The following is a 19,873-nucleotide window of genomic DNA, read 5'->3' as shown; positions in this document are numbered from 1 at the left end:
TCTTAATCCAATTCCCCCTGACGCCATTTATACATCCAGAAGGTCTGATTATTATTCAAAAATAAAGCCAATATATCGGGTATTGCTCGAAATCCATTGTCTGAATTGCTAAACGCACAAAGGATTTCTTGCGTTTTTGGATAGACTATAAAAAAGCAGCGGAAACCCGGATTTGAGCCTGTATGCCAATAGGCAGTACCAACTTCGTTAATTTGCATACGCAGACCTAAAGCAGTAGGTACATACTTGTCATCAGGGCTGATCTGACCGGATTTTTTAGCCTCTCCTGCCTTACTCAAAAAGAGTTTATAGGTAGTTGCTTTTAAACCCTTTCCCTGTAGAATGGCCTTCTCCAAAAAAGTGCAATAATCCGATGCTGTCGTATAAAGTGTATAGGCAGCGTTGCTTTTACGATACATTCCTAAATTTCTAGCCTTAGCATTGCTGTAATGACCAAAGGCAGCATTGTCTGCTAAGCGATCTTTCCACAGAATTTCTGAATCTTTCAATTTAAAAGGTTTTATGACTTCCTGCTCTACCAGTTCTTGAAAAGACTTTCCTGTGATGTGTTCCAAAGTTTCTTGAAGAAAATAGAAGCCTTCACCAGAGTACATGTAATCTGTTCCCGGTTCAAATTGTGAAGTTAATGCTGATTGACGCCATGCTTGGCTCGGAACATCACCCTCCCAGTTTAATAATCCGCTTTGATGTGTTAATACCATTCGAGCCGTGATTTTCTTAGCTTGTGGATTATTCGCAATGCGGACATACTTGTAGTATTCCCATAGGGGTTTATCCAAGGAGATAAGTCCACGATCATATAGGCGGAAAAAAGTATAGGCCATGACTACTTTGGTTAAGGATGCAGCTTGAAATGCGGTATGCACATTAACATATTCTTTTTGTCCTTGTTTCAGCCAACCGGCTTCGATAAATTCCTTTTTCCCTTTCTTGGAATAGGCTATTTGCAGACCCGGAATAGAATCTCGATCCATAATCCTTCCTAACTCTGTTATCTGCTTTTCTTTCTGTTCTAATTGCTTGATAATTTTATCTGCTTCATCTACTTGGGCAAAGCCAGAATTGAGTGCCAGTAAGAAGATTAAGAATAAGATATTTCGTTTACTTCTGTACAGCTTTTGGTAATTTATCATAGTCCAATGCGTGGTATTTCTTTAGAATGTTCAGTGTTTGTTGAATAGGTAGAGCCTTCACTGTACGACCGTTGATGCCGGTCATATCCGTAGCCATAAACATGGAATTGAGGATAGCTTCTTCGGTCGCTTCCCAGACAGCCATAAATAGAGGAGACATGAAATCATTTCCCAGATCTTCCTGATCAAATACAGGCTTATCCGTCTGATGCGGTATTCTATTTTTTGTATTTGTGCTGAAAGCAATGGAATAGTCGCCACTACCATTGGAAGAGAAAGAGCCCACATTTCCGAAAGCGATATAAGATCTTTTGGCTAACCTCTCCAGGTTTCTGGCAGAAAGGGGTGCGTCTGTAGCAATAATAATCATGCAGGAACCATCGACTTTATGTGCCTCTTTGGGTTCTTGCATATAATAATTGCCCAATTCACGCCCAACAGGTGCACCATTAATCTGCAGCACACCACCAAAATTTGTTTGAACCAAAACACCAACAGTATATCCACCACGAGATGCTGGAAGCTTTCGAGAGGCGGTGCCAATACCACCTTTATAACCCAGGCATTCTGTCCCGGTTCCAGCACCTACATTTCCTTCCAGTACAGGGCCAGATTTGGCCGCTTGAATGGCTTCCAATACATCTTTGGAGGATACATGGCGACCACGTATATCGTTCAACCCACCATCGTTCGTCTCTCCAACAACGGAGTTGACCGAGCGGACTTGCTCATTTCCGGGTAATGAAAGCATATAATCGATGAGACCATCAGCCACTTTGGGTGCATTCAAAGTGTTGGTTAATAGGATGGGTGTTTCTATATTTCCTAGCTCTTCTATTTGGGAGATGCCCATGAGCTTCCCAAAACCATTCCCGACATAAATGGCAGCAGGTACTTTTTCTTGAAAAATATTTCCAGAATGGGGTAGGATGGCTGTAACTCCAGTACGAATTTTATCACCTTGGATTAAGGTTTTTTGCCCTACAGTTACTCCGGCCACATCAGTTATGGCGTTGTTGGTTCCTGTAGGTAATATGCCGATCTGGATTCCAAAATCTCGGATACGGCCTCTTTTTTCTTGTGCTTGGCTTGAGGTTATTAAGGTTAATACTGCCAGCGCTAAAAAGGAAAATCGCTTGCTCATCTGTTTTTTGTTTTTTGTAGATGAGCAAGTATAAGAAATCTTTAGGACGCTTTGTTAATTATCGGAGAATTCTTCCTGTAATCGATCCATTCTTCGTTTGATAGAAGCATCTATTCGATAATCATCAATTTTGTCAATAGCCGATTTTTCTACTCTAACTTCCGTATCTGATTCGTAATAGTTGATTTCTTTTTTATTCTTTAGGGCATTGTCATACGCATCCCGACCACTCATCAGTTTGACAAATACCGGAAGACATTCGAAGAAGATGAAGAGTAAAGCAATAAAAATAACCGCATACTCCGTAGACTTATTGATGGTTCCATCAGGTTTTTTGTGGAGGTTGCTTAATGCGGCATTTCGATCGGCAAATCCAGCTACATTAATGGCACTATCCAAAGACTTGTCTGATAAGATGCGTTGATCCATTAGACCTTCGGCAGTTTTTCGTTGTAGTAATTCAGATTCTTTAGCTTGTATTCTAGTGCGTAAGCTATCCAGGTAAATTTGCTGTTTATTTAATTCGGATTCCTTCATTTTAGCGTAAGGGCCATAGCCCATTACACCTGAGGTCTCATCGGTCTTGGTTCCAAAGATCTCATGGTTCAATTGTTGCCTAGCTGTTTTGATGTTGGAGTCCATAGAATCTGCCTGTGATTTCAAAGCATTTAACTGCCCATACTCCACGAGGTATTTATTCTCGAAGGTTTTATTAAGGGTGTCAATTTTAGCATTTTGCTGAACAAGGTACTCTGCACGTAAATGCTCCCGGATTTCCTTGTCAAAGATTTTAAGTTCTAAAGGTCTGGAGATAACCAAACCGATAAGAATAGCCAATAAAATACGAGGCAATGCTTGCAGTAACTGCATACCACTACTGCGGCTTTTGTCAATACTCAAAACGATGTAACGGTCGAGGTTGAAGATGGCTAATCCCCATATCAAACCGAATATCATTGCATAAAAGAAGGCAAAATCACTACCGCTAAACACAAAATATAAGGCATATCCTCCTGCTAGAGCAGCAAAAAGACCAGTGAAAAATATGGTCGCACCAATGCTCACATATTTATTATGTTCTTCTGGATATTTCGCTAAAGTGTCTGCATGAACACCCGCACACCAGCAAAAGAAATCTTTCATATTATAATACTTTGTTAGTTAGACGTGTATACTTTGTATTTGTTACAGCAAAGATTGTAAAAAATTGAAAAAATTTAGGTTTGTTTGTGAAAGGCTTGGATTGGTATTCTGTATAAAATATCTTTACCTTTGCACAAAAATTGAAACAAACGATCATATAATGAATAAAAGAAGTTTTTTACCCTTCTGCGCTATTGTTGCGAGCATGGTAGTAGGGTGTAACAACGAAACGAAGAAACAACAACCCTTAGATTTGAACAATCCTCTATTAGCGAAATACGAGACAAACTTTGAGGTTCCTCCATTTGACCTCATTAAGGACGAGCACTTTAGACCTGCATTTAAGCAAGCTTTAGAATTGCACAATGCAGAGATCGATTCGATCCTTGAAATCACTGATGAGCCAAGCTTTGCCAATACTATCGTAGCATTAGAAAATGCTGGTCAATTGTTAAGTCAAGTATCAACCGTGTTCTACAACTTAAACTCGGCAAATACTAACGATACCATTCAGGCAATTGCTAAAGACATGGCGCCGGTATTGTCGGCACATGGAGACGAGATTTCATTAAACCCAACCTTATTCAAACGTGTAAAAGCTGTTTATGATAAGAAAGATGGATTAGGTTTGGATGCTGAAGATCAAAAACTTCTTGAAGAAACATACAAAGGATTTGTGCGTTCGGGTGCTAACCTTTCTGATGAAAACAAAGAGAAATTAAAGAAAATCAACGCCGAATTATCGGTATTGACTACGCAATTTGGTCAAAACTTATTGGCAGAGACCAATGCTTACCAATTGGTAGTGGATAAGGAAGCAGATTTAGCAGGACTTCCAAAGGAATTGAAAGCTGCTGCTGCTGCAGAAGCAAAAGCAAAAAACTTGGAAAACAAATGGGTTTTCACTTTACAGAATCCTTCTGTAATGCCTTTCCTTCAGTATGCTGATAACCGTGAATTGCGCAAGCAAATCTGGAATGCTTACCAGAACCGTGGTAACCAAGGAAATGAAACGGATAATAACGAGATTTTAATCAAGATTGCGAATTACCGTTTGGAAAAAGCAAAATTATTAGGCTATAGTTCGCATGCGGCATACGTATTGGAAGAATCCATGGCGGAGAAACCAGCGAATGTAAATGCTTTATTGAATAAAATCTGGACTCCTGCAATTGCAAAAGCTAAACAAGAGGCTGCAGATATTCAAGCAGAGATTACTGCTGCTAAGGATACTTTCCAAGTAGCACCATACGATTGGCGCTATTACCAAGAGAAAATCCGTCAAAAACGCTATGCTCTAAATGAAGAAGAGATTAAACCATACTTCAGTTTAGCGGATGTGCGTGAAGGTGCATTCTCTACTGCCAATAAGTTATGGGGAATTTCATTTGTCGCTTTAAACAATGTTCCTGTTTATCATCCAGAGGTGGAAGTATATGAGGTTCGTGATAAAGATGGATCACACTTAGGTTTATTGTATGCAGATTTCTTCCCACGTGAGTCTAAACGCTCAGGTGCTTGGATGACATCATACCGCAGCCAAAGCCGTAAGGATGGTAAGCGTGTAGCTCCAGTAATTTCTATCGTATGTAACTTTACAAAACCGGTTGGAGATAGTCCAGCATTATTGACTTTTGATGAAGCGACAACCTTGTTCCATGAGTTTGGTCATGCATTACACGGATTGTTCTCTAATGTAAAATATAAAAGCTTAGCTGGAACATCTGTTCCTCGTGATTTCGTAGAATTACCTTCTCAAATCATGGAGAACTGGGCAGGAGATCCTGAAGTATTGAAAAGCTATGCTAAGCACTATCAAACAAAAGAAGCTATTCCTGATGCATTAATTGAGAAAATGCAAAAGGCTGGTACTTTTGATCAAGGATTTGCAACCGTTGAATACTTGGCAGCATCTATCTTAGATATGAACTACCACAGTGCTACTACGGCAATCAAAGGGAAAGCAAATGATTTTGAGAAATCGGCAATGGCTAAGATTGGTTTAATCGATGCGATTATCCCTCGTTATAAAAGTAATTACTTCCAACACATTTTTTCAGGAGGTTATTCAGCTGGATATTACAGCTATATCTGGTCCGAGGTATTGGATTCAGATGCTTTTGCAGCATTCAAAGAAAAAGGCCTATACGACCAAGCAACAGCTGCTGCATTCCGTAGCAATATCCTGGAGCGTGGTGGAACGGGCAACCCAGCAGAGATGTACCGCAAATTCCGTGGTGCAGATCCAAACCCAATCTATTTGATGAAAAAGAGAGGTTTGTAAGGACGTGTCAAAACAAGAAGGAGGAATCAGGTAGCTGATTCCTCTTTCTTGTTTTTAGAGACTGCTACGATGTTAGATATGAGACCGCTTCGCTGTTAGGTATGGTACAGAGTAATTAGAACTATTTTTAAGGGCGGGCAGACATTCCGCTGCGCTTAGTGCTGCCCCTACGCTGGGTGGCTATTAAAGTTAAATTACAAAAACTTTCTAGGTAGCGAGTTAGGTAGGGGCGGTACTTAGTGAGCTTGAAGAAAAGGGATTTATCCCGTTCGAAAGCGAACGGAATGTCCGCCCGTTTTAGTTTAATAACAAATATTCACTTTTCGCCCATAGGTCTAAATACTAACTACTATATACTAACTACTACCATCAAATTCCCGCCGAATTAAACTGCAGATCATACAACCTACGGTAGTAACCATCCATCTCCAATAACTCATGGTGGGACCCCATCTCTTTGATTTCACCCTTATCAAGTACGATGATTTTATCCGCTTTTTGAATAGTAGATAAACGGTGGGCAATGACAATGGATGTACGTCCATCCATCAAATTTTCTATGGCGTGTTGTATTAGGATTTCTGTTTCTGTATCGATAGAAGAGGTTGCTTCATCGAGGATCAAGATCTTCGGATCATGTACTAAGGCACGTATAAAGGAAATTAACTGCCCTTGACCCGCAGATAAAGTTGAGCCACGTTCTTGAACCTGATAGTTGAAGTCTCCCGGTAGACGCATAATAAAATTATAGGCCCCCACTTTCTTGGCAGCATCTACAACTGACTCAAAACTAATATTCGGATTGTGTAAGGTAATGTTGTTTAAAACAGAATCTGAGAACAGGAAAACATCTTGTAATACCGTAGAAATAGTCTGTCTCAGATAACTTAATTCGTATTCTCGAATATCGACTCCATCAAGTAAGATTTCTCCCTTCTGTATCTCGTAAAATCGACTTAAAATATTGATGATGGAAGACTTTCCGGCTCCAGTTGCACCTACTAAAGCAAGTGTTTCTCCGGCATTGACATGGAAGCTGACATCCTTCAATACCCAGTGCTCATCATTGTAGGCAAACCAAACATTCTTGAACGTAATTTCTCCTCGAACATGCTCTGGTTTGTAGGTACCTTGATTGGGGGTGAACTCATCCGTATCCAATACGTCGAATATGCGTTCTGCAGATACCATACCCATTTGTAGGGTATTGAATTTATCAATTAACTCACGGATAGGGCGGAAGATCATGTTGATATACATGATGAAGGCTACAACCACACCCGGAGAGATAACGTCGGCTAAAATCTGTTTAGAGCCATACCAAACCAATAGACCGGTAGCAATGGCCACAATAATCTCCAATACTGGAAAGAAGATGGAGAAATACCAGTTCGCTCGAATATGGGCATTTCTATGCTCTGCATTGATGGCTTTAAACTTGCGCATTTCTTGGTCTTCACGAGCAAAGTATTGGATGACATTCATCCCGGTAATATGTTCTTGAAGGAAGGTGTTTAAATTCGATACCCAAAGACGAACACTTTGAAATGCCGACTTCATAGCCTCCTTGAAGATATATGTGGCAGCAATCATCAAAGGCATCGGAACCAATACTACTAAGGTTAATCGCCAATCGGTATAGAACATGACACCAAGAATAACCACCAGTTGCAGTAAGTCCCCAATGATCTGGATTAACCCTTCAGAGAATATATTGGCAATGGTCTCCAAGTCAGAGATTGTTCTGGTGATCAGACGACCGATAGGGGTATTATCAAAGTATTTTAATCGAAGATTGGTAATATGGTTGAATACTTGAATTCTGATATCGCGAATAACGGACTGACCCAAGGTATTCGTCATTAAAGTGTGGAAATAGCGAATTAATGTCTGCGCGATTAACAGGGCAAACATGATGACCAACATCATCGTTAATCCTTCGGATTTACCTGAAAGGATAAAATGATCTAAGGTATATTCTACTAATAAGGGTAAAGCTGGTGCAACAGCAGCCAACAAAATAGTCAAGATAACCGATACCCAGAAGATGCCCTGATAGGGTCTGATGTATTTGGCTAACCTGCCTAAAAGTTTGCTGTCATAAGCACTGCCCGCTATTTTTTCCTTTTCCAATCGTTAAACTAATTTTCTATATAAGGATACAAAACTTTTGTTAAATATAACCCACAGGCAGGGACAGAAGTTCCAGCTTTTGAACGATCCTTGCTGGCAATAACCTCTTGGATATAGGAAACTGGCTTTTTACCAAGCCCTATCTCCATTAGGGTGCCCACAATTGCACGCACCATATTCCGTAAAAACCGATCTGCACTGATATGAAATATTAATTGATCCCCTTCCCAAACCCATTCCGCACGTTTTATGTCGCAGATATTAGTAAACACCTGCGTATGTGATTTACTGAAGCAAGAGAAGTCCTGCTTACCTAACAATTCTTGCGCTGCAATGTTCATTTTTTCTACATCAGGAACATCCCGCAATTGCCAGGAGAACAGATGCTTGAAAGGATCCTTTTGGAAGTGCACCAAATATTCATAGCTTCTATCGGAAGCATCAAATCGTGCATGCGCATCCGGATGTACCGACAGCAAGCGTTTTGCAGCAATATCAAAAGGAAGTAAGGCATTCAGGGAGTGGATAAAACGCTCCGGATGTTGAAGGATGCTTGCTGCACTATTGAAATGAACATACAATTGTTTGGCATGAACACCCGTATCTGTTCGTCCAGCTCCAGTTGTTTCTACAGGCTCACGAAGTAGAATAGCTAAAGCTTCATTCAACTTCTCCTGAACAGAAACTGCATTCTCTTGCAGCTGCCAACCGTGGTATGCTGAACCATTGTATGAAATCTCAATAAAGTATCTATCCATCGTGTTTTCCACCATGCAAAGGTAATTAAATTCACCTAACCTGCTTCATGGCCAATACTCGATTCCGCTATTTTATCTTTTTATGAAAAATCCCTGACAGGCAGGAATATTACCCCAACATAGAGACATTACCTAGCCAAATAGCCTGAAACTAAATCCAAATTAAGTTGTTTCTATTATATTTGTGTATAAATAACGAAATACTATGATACAGCGTATACAATCCATCTGGTTGTTATTATCGAGCCTTAGCCTAGTTGGCCTATTTTTCTTGCCTTACATGATGTATTCTAATCCAGTCGATTTAGGTAGAAGCATCTTCGTGACTGGAGTTAAACCGCCTTCAGGTGTAGAACCAAGCTTCCTGATGATGACTATTGTGGCAGTCATCCTGACTCTAATCCCTATCTTCATTATTTTTCAGTTTAAGAACAGAAAACTTCAGCTCAAACTGATCTTAGTGCAAGTGATTTTAGTCTGTTTGTTTGCTATTTGGATGTGGATTACTGCAGACGGATTACGTGATGTAAAAGAAAGCGGAATTCATATTGGAAATATTGGTATTGGCTATTTCACTTTGCCGCTATCCATTTTGTTTATAAGCTTTGCGATCCGTGGTATACGTAATGATGAAAAGTTGATCAAATCTGCTGATCGCCTACGTTAAAATCGATCTTATGAAAAAGTTTATATACATAGCCCTTATAGGGCTATTTTTTGCCCTTCCCCGTATTGGAATGGCTCAAGAAGATACAACTGTCAATATTGTCGATGATATTCAATTTGACTTGAAATCTATCAAAAACAACAATGACACCCTACAGGTTGACTTGTTTGTCATTTCCTACGACAAAGACCCTAGGGACTTCCGTCTCAATGTTTTTGCCAGTACCTTAATTGATGCCAATGAAAAATCACACATGCTGCACAGCATTAAGATGGACCGTGTATTGATCCTTTTATCCCAAAGACAGAATTACCTGAACTATCTTTTGAAACAAGATATGCCAGTGCCTATACAACTTAAGTTTACTCCGCTGACAGCAGAAATGAAAAAGGCAAAAGCCATTAAACTTGTCTTTGAGTCACTCGAAGAAGAAGGTAAGTTTGTGGAGGCAGTGGTTAGCCCTTTGGGTAGTATATAGTAGAAAGTATTTAGTATAAAGACCTATTGGCGGGATAAGGCTTGCCACTCAGAGCGAAGCGAAGAGTCTCATTTCTCTCCCCCAGATCCCGTCATCACGACGCTAGCTGAGTGAACTTTCGTCTGTACGATAATTTGAGTTTTTTTATTTTTTATTATGCGGTCGAAGCATGCTTCGACCCTACAGTTATGGCGTTTAGCATTAATAATTTCACGATTGTTTGTAGGGGCGATGCATGCATCGCCCGCGATAAAAACGCCTACCGATTCTTTTTTCGAATTTAATATCTAACTATTGCGGTCGAAGCATGCTTCGACCCTATAGTTAAGGTGGTTAAGAACAATAAAATCACGATTGTTTGTAGGGGCGATGCATGCATCGCCCGGCAATAACACAAATAAAAAATTGTTCATGGTTTATAGTTCCTCCATCTTCGATGGAGGATGACGTAGTCTTAGGGGAGAAACAAAGACTCTTCACTTCGTTCTGAGTTGGAAATAACAAATTTGCTATCCCGCCAATAGGTCTAACTACTAAATACTCCCTACTAAATACTAAAAAAGCCGCAATCTGCGGCTTTTTCAACTTTATCTTGAATAACGAAACTGCTGTTTGTCCATCATTCCCATTTGCGATTTCATGAGTTTGATTTGTTCTTCTAGCAATTTGTTTTTATCTGCTTTCTTGGCTTCGGCAAGAAGTTTTTCTGCTTCGCGTTTATTGCGTTTTGCCATTGCGATGCCTGCAAGGCTTAATTTTGCTAGCGCAACGCTGTGGTCCATGTGAAGACCTAAGGTCAATGCTTTCTTAAAGAATTTTTCCGATTGAAGAGGTGCGCGCTGCGATTCGATTAATCCCAATAACATGTGGTAATAGCCATGCTGTGCCGGAATCAATTCGGACTCGTAATTGTTGATTTTCTTTAACCATACTTCCGCTTTATCCATGCGTTCTTTACGTAAGAACCATTGCGCAAGCAACATCTTCTCATTAAAGAAAACAGTTACCCATGCTAATATGGTTATTAGGATAGCTAAAATCCCCCATCCCCAGTGACCAAACCAGAACAAAGCTATCGTTCCCACGATCAACAAACTACATATGATAATTCGAACTAAATTTGACATAATTATTCTTAATACTGTAAGTTTGCAAATATCCGTTAATTTAGCGTGTTATACAACTTGTTTAGAGTAAAATAATGTAAAAATTGTTGTGCAGTATGTCTGATCGTTTTGATTCCAGTTGGGATAGCATCCTAAAACCTATGTTTCAGTCGGATGAAATGAAAAAGTTGTCGGCTTTTGTGCAACAGGAACGTGAAGCCGGACAGGTATTCCCACCCAATGATTTCGTCTTCAATGCTTTTCGTTTGACACCATTGTCACAAGTAAAGGTGGTTATCCTAGGGCAGGATCCTTACCACAACGATGGGCAAGCACATGGTCTATCTTTTTCTGTTCCAGCAGGTATTGCCGTTCCACCATCCTTACAAAACATTTATAAAGAACTTCAAAATGATATTCCCAATTTTCAAATCCCGAATCATGGTGATTTGTCACATTGGGCAAAGCAAGGCGTGTTATTGCTCAATGCCACCCTCACCGTTCGAGCTCATGTAGCCGGATCTCATCAGAAGAAAGGTTGGGAGAAATTTACAGATTCAATTATCCGAGCAATTTCTGATCAACAAGAACATGTGGTTTTTATTCTTTGGGGAGCATATGCCGCTAAAAAAGCAGCATTAATAGACCAAGCCAAACACCTAGTCTTAACTTCTGTTCACCCATCTCCACTATCGGTCTATCGTGGATTTTACGGCTCTAAACCTTTCTCGAAAACAAATGATTATCTCCAGGCTTCTGGTAAGAAACCAATAGATTGGCAGATTTAAGCGTAACGCTCTTGAAGGTTTTTGTATTTGTAATCCTCTAAAGGGAGGGTCTCGACATGATTGATCTTTATTTTTTGGCCCTTTTGAACGATATGGGTGAAAAGCAAGTGGCTATCGTAGGCAATATCCCAGTCGGCAGAGAAATCGATAGCTTCGCTAGCTTCTCCTAATACAACGTATTCCAATTGTCCATTGCTGGTGTAACGACTAATTTCAATTTGGCTATCTGAACGTTCATGCAAAAAGTACCATGCGCCATCTCCTACACCACCTAGATATTTAGCCATCTTCGGTACGGAAATAGGCTTAGATGCAAACTTGACTGCACCAATGATAATGTCGTTTGGCAATAGGGATGCTTTCCTGTGAAACACATTGTCTCCCAGTTGTTTTGCCAAAAAGAAGAACGATTGGAAACGGTTCATCTTGAAAGTCTTGATGCCTTCTTCCGGACTAAATGAGTTAACCTCTCGTAATTTGTTAACATTAACGATATTACTGATCGGACTAGCTTTAATTGTCTCTGGTATATTAATGCCATGCCAATAATGGTATCGTAAGGAAGATTTCATCAGCATGCGGGTGATAAAGCGAGAGCAGTTATTGTTGTTTCGTGCTACTGCACCATAAGGATAAGTTCCTTGCAAAACGCAGTCATCTCCGTATGCCTTTGCGGACTCAAAATTAATGTCTTCAGCAATATTAAAAAACAGCCTTCCTTCGCCATACATCGCGGGTTTCATCTGCTCGAAATGTGCTAGGATCTCCGGTAGGTTGCTGATTTTGTTGTCTTGGAAAATAGCCTTTACCCCAATGCTCAATCGAGGGTCAGAATCTTTGGAACGTGCGCGACCGTATCCTCTAGGTGTGATGTATCGACCGAAGTCATAGAAATACATCTCGCCGGTTGCCCGTTTTACTAATACAACACCAGTATGGCCAACTTTGAAGTTTAAATTTTTGACAATACCGATCCGTTTGAAAAACATCATCCATTTTTCATCTCCACGTATAGTGGCATCAGGCCATGTTAATATGATCGCTAAATCCTCGAAGGCCATTTTTCATTAGTATTCCAATGGAACAATTGGTTCTTTCTTGCTCGTAGACATAATCATCATGGTTTGGAAAGTCTTCACAAAAGGAATTTTGGAAATCTTCTCCATGATAACCGCCTCATATGCTTTAATATCTTTCACATAAACCTTCAACATGAAATCACAGTTTCCAGTTACGTGGTGACATTCGGTAACTTCAGGTATCGCTCGAACAGCCTCCACAAATTCAGGAATTGCATTGTGCGTATGGAAGTCCAAGGAAATCTGTATAAACGATTTGATGCCCAAACCTAATTTTTCCTCATCAACAAAAGCATGATAGCTCTTGATGAAACCGGAGTTCTCCAGTTTGCGAACGCGTTCTAATGTCGGAGCGGGAGAAAGTCCAATATTGGTAGCGAGCTGCAAGTTCGTTATACGACCATTCTCCTGAAGCAATTTTAAAATCTTTAAATCCGTTTTATCTGGTTGGTACATCATAGGGTTGCCAATAAAAATAAAGAAATATAAATATACAAAATTTAATTTGGTATTATCGCAACTATTAGGCCTTTTAGTCTGATATTTAGCTTATTTGAGCGCCCTTTCAACCTTTTTAACATCCTGTTTTCCTAATAGAAAAATAAATGTTTCTAACGGTGTATTCATGTCAGCTGCACAGTTGCAGCTGGTACTTTCTTTAGTTCTAGGTTGGGACTCCTTGAAAGGAAATTTATTAAATTAAAACGTGATGCCTATTTCTTCGCCCATGCTTTCAAGTAAACGTGTTTTGAAAGTACAAAAGTTGTAACTAACTGGCATTATGAAGCTGTTTTTTATATCCCTTATTATCTCCGTATATCCCTACATATCGAAAGCAATTTTGCTTGTGTTGAGTTCGAGAACCCTAAGGAATTTCTTAGGATCTGATATGGATCTTTTTCGGATCTCGTTCGCTTCTAACCGAACGAGATCCGAAGGAGTTCCGAACAAGTTCCGAAGGAGATCCGAAGGAGTAGCGAATAAAACCCTTGGGAGAGACGTTTAGACATCAGACAACAGACATCAGAAAATGGAAGGGAGAATTAGTAGAAAGTAAATAGATTTGAGATATGACCGTACAATCTAAATTCTTTACAGCTCAAAAAGTCTTAAATCTGTCGTCTTGTATCTTTTGTCTATCTTCTGTTGTCTAAAATTAAATTAAACGGTCGGACATTCCGTTCGTTATCGTCAAGGATAAACCCTTTCCTCAAACTCACCCAGTACTGCCCTTACCTAACGTGCTATCTAGAAAGCTTGATACTAACACTTTAATATCCGCCCAGCGTAGGGGCAGCACTGAGCGCAGCGGAATGTCTGCCCGATTTAAAAATAGATTTGAGATATGAGACCGCTTCGCTATTAGATGTGAGATTTGAGATAGAAATGAGGAAACGGTGGAAAAGGTCAAAGCATGCTTCAACGCTATAGTTAGGGGTGTTTTTTGGTTGTATTTTTATCGTTATCAGTAGGCGCGATGCATGCATCACCTGCCATCAAGTATATCAAAAAGTCTTAAATCTGTTGTCTCACATCTTTTGTCTATCTTCTGTTGTCTCTCTATGGTTCAAATCATAATTTGTAGCTATTGAAATTAATTACAGTTGAGAATGAAGGGGTTTTAGATAGTTTTAGGTTATAAATAATATCTATCGATATAATTAATATCTATGACAATCATGTAATTGTCATAATATAATCGTTCTAAATAGGCTTAATACGCATGGAAATGACTTTTGTCATTTTTTTTCTCAAAAACTGTGTCAGTAGAACACAAACATGGTCTTTAATTGCATTATAAAACGTAACTTTGCAATTCAAATGACTAAGTAAAAAAGTCTAAATTAAAGTGAAAGCGAAATGAGCAGCAAAGACGACGATTTATTAAAAGAGTTAGAGCTCGAAGAATATAAGTACGGTTTTACGACGGATATCGAGATGGACATTGCGCCTAAAGGGCTCAGTGAAGATACCGTTCGTATGATTTCACAGAAGAAGAACGAACCGGAATGGTTACTGGAGTGGCGATTAAAAGCATTTCGTCATTTCCAAACGATGACCATGCCTACATGGCAGAACTTCGAGAACCCTGATGTAGATTTTCAGGATATCTCTTACTATGCAGCACCGAAACCAAAGAAGCAATTAGCGAGTATGGATGAGGTGGATCCGGAGTTAATATCCACGTTTGAGAAGTTGGGTATCCCTTTGGATGAACAAAAGATTTTAGCAGGGGTAGTAGCGGTTGATGCGGTATTTGATTCCGTATCGGTAAAGACTACTTTCCGTGAGAAGCTGAAGGAACAAGGAGTTATTTTCTGTTCTTTCGGTGAAGCCGTTCAGGAGCACCCTGAATTGGTTAAAGAATACCTGGGAACAGTGGTTCCTCAAACGGACAACATTTATGCAGCATTGAATTCAGCGGTATTTTCCGATGGTTCATTCGTGTACATCCCTAAAGGGGTGCACTGTCCAATGGAGCTTTCCACTTATTTCCGTATCAATGCCGAAAACACTGGACAATTTGAGCGTACCTTGATCATCGCTGATGAAGACGCTTATGTTTCCTACCTAGAGGGCTGTACAGCACCAATGCGTGATGAGAATCAATTGCACGCAGCAGTGGTAGAATTAATCGCTATGCGCAATGCAGAGATTAAATATTCTACTGTGCAGAACTGGTATCCAGGAGATAAAGACGGTAAAGGTGGTATTTACAACTTTGTAACTAAACGTGGAATCTGTAAAGGTGATCACTCCAAGATTTCTTGGACACAAGTAGAGACAGGTTCGGCCATTACTTGGAAGTATCCGGGAGTAATCCTAAAAGGTGATCATTCAGTAGGAGAGTTTTACTCCGTAGCGATGACTCGTAACAGACAGGTTGCTGATACCGGTACAAAAATGATTCACTTAGGAAAGAATACCCGTTCAAAAATTATTTCTAAGGGTATCTCTGCTGGATTAAGTCATAACTCTTACCGCGGTTTGGTTAAGATTGGTCCAAATGCAGACAATTCGAGAAACTTTACGCAATGTGATAGCTTGCTGATTGGCGATCGTTGTGGAGCACACACTTTCCCATACATTGAGAGCAAAAACAAAACGGCGAAATTGGAGCATGAGGCTACTACGTCAAAGATTGGCGAGGACCAAGTGTTCTATTTGAACCAACGTGGTATCGATTCAGAGAAGGCTGTAGGCTTAATCGTGAATGGATATGCGAAAGAAGTGTTGAATCAGCTACCTATGGAGTTTGCTGTAGAGGCACAGAAATTATTGGCGATTTCATTAGAAGGGTCAGTAGGATAATTAAAGTAAATGCAATGATATTGGCCCATGCGAATGGCCCCAATTAATACCCAAAATAAAGATATGTTAAGCATAAAGAATTTGCATGCGTCCATCGAGGACAAACAAATTTTAAAAGGATTAAACTTAGAAGTTAAAGCAGGAGAGGTTCATGCCATCATGGGTCCTAACGGTGCTGGAAAAAGTACATTAGGAAATGTTTTGGCAGGACGTGACAGCTACGAGGTGACTGAAGGAACGGCTACTTTGGATGGTGTAGATTTATTGGACATGGCTCCAGAAGATCGTGCTCGCGAAGGTTTGTTTTTAGCCTTCCAATATCCGGTAGAAATTCCTGGAGTTTCTAACATCAACTTCTTGAGAACCGCGGTAAACGATATCCGTGAATATAAAGGTCTTCCTCCAATGGAAGCAAAAGAGTTTTTACAAACGGTAAAAGAAAAGCAAAAATTAGTGGAATTCTCTGCAAACCTAGCGAACCGTTCATTGAATGAAGGTTTCTCAGGTGGTGAAAAAAAACGTAACGAGATTTTCCAATTGGCGATGTTAAATCCGAAATTATCGATTTTGGACGAGACAGATTCAGGTTTGGATATCGATGCATTACGTATCGTTGCGAATGGTGTTAACCAATTGCGTTCGAAAGACAATGCATTTATCGTGATTACACACTACCAACGTTTGTTGGATTATATCGTTCCAGATTTCGTGCATGTTTTGCACAACGGTCGAATCGTGAAATCAGGACCGAAAGAATTAGCATTAGAATTAGAAGAAAAAGGTTACGATTGGTTAAAAGAATTAGATGCGCAGGATGCCTAATCGTTAATAGAAAGAGGTAATGAGCGGATTGACAACAAATAACATGAGTACATTAGTAGCAAACTCCTTATTCCAACAATTGACAGGAACGTTTCAAGAGTTGGAGACGAGTAACGATACTGCCGAGGTAACTGCCTTGAGACAGGAAGCGTTTGCTCGTTTTCAAGAATTGGGATTCCCGACTGTGAAGAATGAGGATTGGAAATATACCAATATCCAACCTTTGGTTAACAAGGCCTACTTGTTGAACGAAGATGTGGATGTTGCTGATATCGACCTTAGTCAGGCTGATATCCCGAACTTAGATGCCCATCAGATCGTTTTGATCAATGGTCAGTATGTTTTGGCTTTCGCATCTTTAGAAGATGAAATCGGATTGACCGTTAAATCTATCGAAGAGGCACAGGAAGAGCCTAATTTTATCAAGCATTTTGCAAAACATGCCGATAAAACGGGGTCCTCAACTGTTGCATTGAATACCGCATTACATACTTCAGGTATCTACCTTTCGGTAGCAAAGAATAAAGTGGTTTCTAAACCCATCCATATTGTTCATGTAGCAACGGGAGGCCAAGATTTCTTTGCACAAACGAGAAATCTATTTGTTTTAGAACCGAATGCGGAGGCTGAGATCATTGAAAGCTTTATCGCTTTGGATGGTACAGCTAAAAACTTGAACAATAAGGTGACGGAAATTGTGACAGAAGAGAATGCCAAATTGCAACATTATTACTTGCAATTGGCTACTGAAAACAGTCACTATATTAACCATATTGAGGTTTACCAAACAAAACATAGTTTATACAATAACTATAACTGTAATTTCCCGGGTGTATCCTTTGTCCGCAACGACATTAATGTTCGCTTAGACGATCAAGAGGTTGAATCGCATTTATACGGTATCAACTTATTGGCAGGAAAGCAGTTTGTAGATAACCATACTGTCGTAGATCACATGAAACCACATTGTGAATCTTACGAATGGTATAAAAACATCCCACAGGATGAATCTACTGCGGTATTTAACGGGAAGATCTTTGTGCGTGAAGATGCGCAGAAGACCAATGCCTTCCAACAGAACAACAACATGTTGATCGGTGATAAGGCTACTGTTTTTACAAAACCACAGTTAGAGATCTTTGCTGATGACGTTAAATGTTCGCATGGATGTACCATGGGTCAATTTGACGATGAGGCATTGTTCTACCTTCGCGCAAGAGGTATTGGCGAAGAAAGTGCAAGAATCCTGTTGGTGCATGCCTTTGCATTTGATGTGACATCCCGTTTCTCCAATGAGGCCGTTAGGACTTTTGTGGAAGACCGTGTTGCAAAGGGTTTAGATCGAAATTAGTAGTGTAGTTTTAGTAATAAGGCGTCTTGGCATTTTTGGCTAAGACGCTTTTTTTGTTTCTAGCGTTCTGTATTTAACTGCATATAAAAATTTGCAGTTCTGAGATAAACTCTTATTTTTGAGACATGAGCCTTTTTAATTATACAACGTACGACTTCAGACCGTGGGTTTGGTAAAGCCTTTTTAGGTCGTTAGAAGTTATTTATTGAATGTTACTCCTCGGTGGAGTTGTATAATTATACCCTTATATTTCATGGAAAAGAAGAATTGGTTTAGGACCTATTTATTTATATGGTTTGGACAGTTTGTGTCCTTATTGAGTAGCTCGGCGGTCAACTTTGCATTGATCGTTTGGTTGAGCTTAGAATTTAAATCGGCAGAGATATTGGCTTACTCGGCAATTGCTGGTTTACTCCCTCAGGCCATTATTGGCCCATTTGCCGGTGTTTATATTGATCGCTGGGATCGGAAGAAGATAATGATCTTCGCCGATGGATTTATTGCGATCTGTACCATCTTAATGACGATTGCACTTCGAGATGGACATGTTCAGTTGAGCTTGGTATACCTATTGATGGCTTGTCGATCTGTTGGTTCGGCATTTCACAGTCCAGCTATGCAAGCGATAGCACCTTTAATTGTTCCCGAGGACAAGCTTTTGCGGGTTTCTGGTATCAATCAGATGTTACAATCAGTAAGCAGTATCGCAGGTCCTGCATTAGGGACTCTAGCGATTGCTAATTTCCCGATCAACCAGGTGCTTTATTTGGACGTTATCGGCGCTGTGTTTGCCATTACTTCCTTGTTATTAATCAGTATTCCACATGTGAAGACGCAAGTATCCGGATCGATACATCAGGTATGGATAGACTTGAAGTTGGGAATGGCTGCTATTTACAAAAATAAGGGCTTAGCCTGGATGTTTATGTATTCAGTAATTGCAACGGTTGGAATTATGCCGGTAGCCATCATGTTTCCTTTGTTGACCATAGATCATTTTGGAGGTAAGGAATTTGAAATGAGTGTAATTGAAGTGATCTGGGGTGTCGGTATGCTAGTTGGTGGATCGATACTCTCGGTTTTTAAAATTTCCTTACGAAAGGTATTGCTAATTAATTCCATGCATATTTTGCTGGGTTTAAGCTTTGTATTCTCCGGTATATTGAGTCCTAGCTTATTTTGGGTGTTTGTTGGCCTGACAGGTTTAGGTGGAATGGCCATGTCCATCTTCTCAGCAGCATTTATGACGACTATTCAAGAAGAAGTCGCACCAGAGATGCTGGGACGTGTATTTTCGCTTTACTTTAGTTTTGCCATTATCCCTAGTTTGATCGGATTGCTGTTCGCAGGTAATATTGCTGATTATATCGGAGTAGCAAATGCCTTTGTTATTTCTGGCTTTATCGTGATTGCTATTGGTCTGGCGTCCTTTTTTACTCCGTCACTGATGGCATTAGGGGTTCGTAAGGATAGTGGGGAGTAGGCGGGAGATTTGAGACCGCTACGCTGTTAGATATAGGAATAGATTTCAGACAACAGATATAAGACATCAGAGGATGGCAGTTTTTCAATTCCCAACTCAGAACGGAGCGAAGAGTCTCTGTTTACCCACGAAGATCACGTAATCCCGAATCTCTGATGAGGGAACTTTAAA

At 40.0% G+C, this 19,873-nt stretch carries 16 protein-coding genes; 8 read left to right on the top strand and 8 right to left on the bottom strand.

Annotation, left to right across the window (positions count from 1 at the left end):
- Positions 1-2: 2 nt before the first annotated feature.
- Genes ABD676_RS04235 through ABD676_RS04225 form a run of 3 tightly spaced genes read right to left on the bottom strand, consistent with a single transcriptional unit; the run spans position 3 to position 3,441 of the window.
- Complete coding sequence (locus ABD676_RS04235; RefSeq protein ID WP_344673424.1) at positions 3-1,154, bottom strand: serine hydrolase domain-containing protein; 1,152 nt, start codon at positions 1,152-1,154, stop codon at positions 3-5.
- On the bottom strand, positions 1,123-2,298 hold the full coding sequence (locus ABD676_RS04230) for a DmpA family aminopeptidase (RefSeq protein WP_344673423.1): 1,176 nt from the start codon (positions 2,296-2,298) through the stop codon (positions 1,123-1,125). Before ABD676_RS04230 ends, ABD676_RS04235 begins: the two co-directional genes overlap by 32 nt.
- A gap of 54 nt (positions 2,299-2,352) precedes the next feature.
- Positions 2,353-3,441 carry a DUF4407 domain-containing protein gene (locus ABD676_RS04225; protein ID WP_344673422.1) on the bottom strand — a complete coding sequence of 363 codons (1,089 nt, stop codon included), beginning with the start codon at positions 3,439-3,441 and terminating at the stop codon, positions 2,353-2,355.
- 160 nt (positions 3,442-3,601) lie between these two features.
- Here ABD676_RS04225 and ABD676_RS04220 point away from each other — a divergent pair, with 160 nt between their 5' ends.
- Complete coding sequence (locus ABD676_RS04220; RefSeq protein WP_344673421.1) at positions 3,602-5,725, top strand: M3 family metallopeptidase; 2,124 nt, start codon at positions 3,602-3,604, stop codon at positions 5,723-5,725.
- A gap of 369 nt (positions 5,726-6,094) precedes the next feature.
- Here the strand turns inward: ABD676_RS04220 and ABD676_RS04215 are convergent, their stop codons facing one another.
- Both ABD676_RS04215 and truA read right to left on the bottom strand, forming a co-directional pair.
- A complete protein-coding gene (locus tag ABD676_RS04215) occupies positions 6,095-7,858 on the bottom strand; it encodes an ABC transporter ATP-binding protein (protein ID WP_344673420.1) in 1,764 nt (587 codons plus the stop codon).
- Positions 7,859-7,866: 8 nt separating this feature from the next.
- Positions 7,867-8,616, bottom strand: coding sequence for a tRNA pseudouridine(38-40) synthase TruA (truA, locus tag ABD676_RS04210; protein ID WP_344673419.1), 750 nt, complete (start codon positions 8,614-8,616; stop codon positions 7,867-7,869).
- Positions 8,617-8,821: 205 nt separating this feature from the next.
- Here truA and ABD676_RS04205 point away from each other — a divergent pair, with 205 nt between their 5' ends.
- Positions 8,822-9,283 (top strand): DUF4293 domain-containing protein, encoded by a 462-nt coding sequence (locus tag ABD676_RS04205; protein WP_344673418.1) that lies wholly within the window; start codon positions 8,822-8,824, stop codon positions 9,281-9,283.
- 10 nt (positions 9,284-9,293) lie between these two features.
- Positions 9,294-9,761: a hypothetical protein gene (locus ABD676_RS04200; RefSeq protein WP_344673417.1), complete on the top strand. Its 468-nt coding sequence runs from the start codon at positions 9,294-9,296 to the stop codon at positions 9,759-9,761.
- Between the two features lie 587 nt (positions 9,762-10,348).
- Here ABD676_RS04200 and ABD676_RS04195 read toward each other — a convergent pair.
- On the bottom strand, positions 10,349-10,888 hold the full coding sequence (locus tag ABD676_RS04195) for a tetratricopeptide repeat protein (protein WP_344673416.1): 540 nt from the start codon (positions 10,886-10,888) through the stop codon (positions 10,349-10,351).
- 95 nt (positions 10,889-10,983) lie between these two features.
- Between ABD676_RS04195 and ung the strand changes: the two genes are divergently transcribed.
- Entirely contained in the window at positions 10,984-11,655 is a 672-nt protein-coding gene (gene ung / locus ABD676_RS04190) for a uracil-DNA glycosylase (RefSeq protein ID WP_344673415.1), read from the top strand.
- Here the strand turns inward: ung and ABD676_RS04185 are convergent.
- Positions 11,652-12,716, bottom strand: a complete 1,065-nt coding sequence (locus tag ABD676_RS04185; protein WP_344673414.1) for a DUF6695 family protein — start codon at positions 12,714-12,716, stop codon at positions 11,652-11,654. The two genes, ung and ABD676_RS04185, sit on opposite strands and share 4 nt — an antisense overlap.
- 6 nt (positions 12,717-12,722) lie before the next feature.
- Positions 12,723-13,193 (bottom strand): Lrp/AsnC family transcriptional regulator, encoded by a 471-nt coding sequence (locus tag ABD676_RS04180; RefSeq protein WP_344673413.1) that lies wholly within the window; start codon positions 13,191-13,193, stop codon positions 12,723-12,725.
- Positions 13,194-14,594: 1,401 nt separating this feature from the next.
- Between ABD676_RS04180 and sufB the strand changes: the two genes are divergently transcribed.
- From sufB to ABD676_RS04160, 4 genes are all read left to right on the top strand, one after another.
- Positions 14,595-16,046, top strand: coding sequence for a Fe-S cluster assembly protein SufB (gene sufB / locus ABD676_RS04175; protein ID WP_344673412.1), 1,452 nt, complete (start codon positions 14,595-14,597; stop codon positions 16,044-16,046).
- Between the two features lie 63 nt (positions 16,047-16,109).
- Positions 16,110-16,868: a Fe-S cluster assembly ATPase SufC gene (sufC, locus tag ABD676_RS04170; protein ID WP_344673411.1), complete on the top strand. Its 759-nt coding sequence runs from the start codon at positions 16,110-16,112 to the stop codon at positions 16,866-16,868.
- A gap of 43 nt (positions 16,869-16,911) precedes the next feature.
- Positions 16,912-18,219, top strand: a complete 1,308-nt coding sequence (gene sufD / locus ABD676_RS04165; RefSeq protein ID WP_344673410.1) for a Fe-S cluster assembly protein SufD — start codon at positions 16,912-16,914, stop codon at positions 18,217-18,219.
- Between the two features lie 253 nt (positions 18,220-18,472).
- Positions 18,473-19,702 (top strand): MFS transporter, encoded by a 1,230-nt coding sequence (locus ABD676_RS04160; protein WP_344673409.1) that lies wholly within the window; start codon positions 18,473-18,475, stop codon positions 19,700-19,702.
- Positions 19,703-19,873 lie beyond the last annotated feature (171 nt).

Source organism: Sphingobacterium kyonggiense, from assembly GCF_039536825.1.
GTDB classification, from domain to species: domain Bacteria; phylum Bacteroidota; class Bacteroidia; order Sphingobacteriales; family Sphingobacteriaceae; genus Sphingobacterium; species Sphingobacterium kyonggiense.
The sequence above is the reverse complement of the archived record's forward strand: the minus strand, read 5'-3'. Positions and strand labels throughout refer to the sequence as shown.

What these genes read in the sequence shown, in the direction of transcription:
- ABD676_RS04235 (WP_344673424.1), bottom strand. Translation starts at nt 1,154, where the DNA reads ATGATAAATTACCAAAAGCTGTACAGAAGTAAACGAAATATCTTATTC.
- ABD676_RS04230 (WP_344673423.1), bottom strand. Translation starts at nt 2,298, where the DNA reads ATGAGCAAGCGATTTTCCTTTTTAGCGCTGGCAGTATTAACCTTAATA.
- ABD676_RS04225 (WP_344673422.1), bottom strand. Translation starts at nt 3,441, where the DNA reads ATGAAAGATTTCTTTTGCTGGTGTGCGGGTGTTCATGCAGACACTTTA.
- ABD676_RS04220 (WP_344673421.1), top strand. Translation starts at nt 3,602, where the DNA reads ATGAATAAAAGAAGTTTTTTACCCTTCTGCGCTATTGTTGCGAGCATG.
- truA (WP_344673419.1), bottom strand. Translation starts at nt 8,616, where the DNA reads ATGGATAGATACTTTATTGAGATTTCATACAATGGTTCAGCATACCAC.
- ABD676_RS04205 (WP_344673418.1), top strand. Translation starts at nt 8,822, where the DNA reads ATGATACAGCGTATACAATCCATCTGGTTGTTATTATCGAGCCTTAGC.
- ABD676_RS04200 (WP_344673417.1), top strand. Translation starts at nt 9,294, where the DNA reads ATGAAAAAGTTTATATACATAGCCCTTATAGGGCTATTTTTTGCCCTT.
- ABD676_RS04195 (WP_344673416.1), bottom strand. Translation starts at nt 10,888, where the DNA reads ATGTCAAATTTAGTTCGAATTATCATATGTAGTTTGTTGATCGTGGGA.
- ung (WP_344673415.1), top strand. Translation starts at nt 10,984, where the DNA reads ATGTCTGATCGTTTTGATTCCAGTTGGGATAGCATCCTAAAACCTATG.
- ABD676_RS04185 (WP_344673414.1), bottom strand. Translation starts at nt 12,716, where the DNA reads ATGGCCTTCGAGGATTTAGCGATCATATTAACATGGCCTGATGCCACT.
- ABD676_RS04180 (WP_344673413.1), bottom strand. Translation starts at nt 13,193, where the DNA reads ATGATGTACCAACCAGATAAAACGGATTTAAAGATTTTAAAATTGCTT.
- sufB (WP_344673412.1), top strand. Translation starts at nt 14,595, where the DNA reads ATGAGCAGCAAAGACGACGATTTATTAAAAGAGTTAGAGCTCGAAGAA.
- sufC (WP_344673411.1), top strand. Translation starts at nt 16,110, where the DNA reads ATGTTAAGCATAAAGAATTTGCATGCGTCCATCGAGGACAAACAAATT.
- sufD (WP_344673410.1), top strand. Translation starts at nt 16,912, where the DNA reads ATGAGTACATTAGTAGCAAACTCCTTATTCCAACAATTGACAGGAACG.
- ABD676_RS04160 (WP_344673409.1), top strand. Translation starts at nt 18,473, where the DNA reads ATGGAAAAGAAGAATTGGTTTAGGACCTATTTATTTATATGGTTTGGA.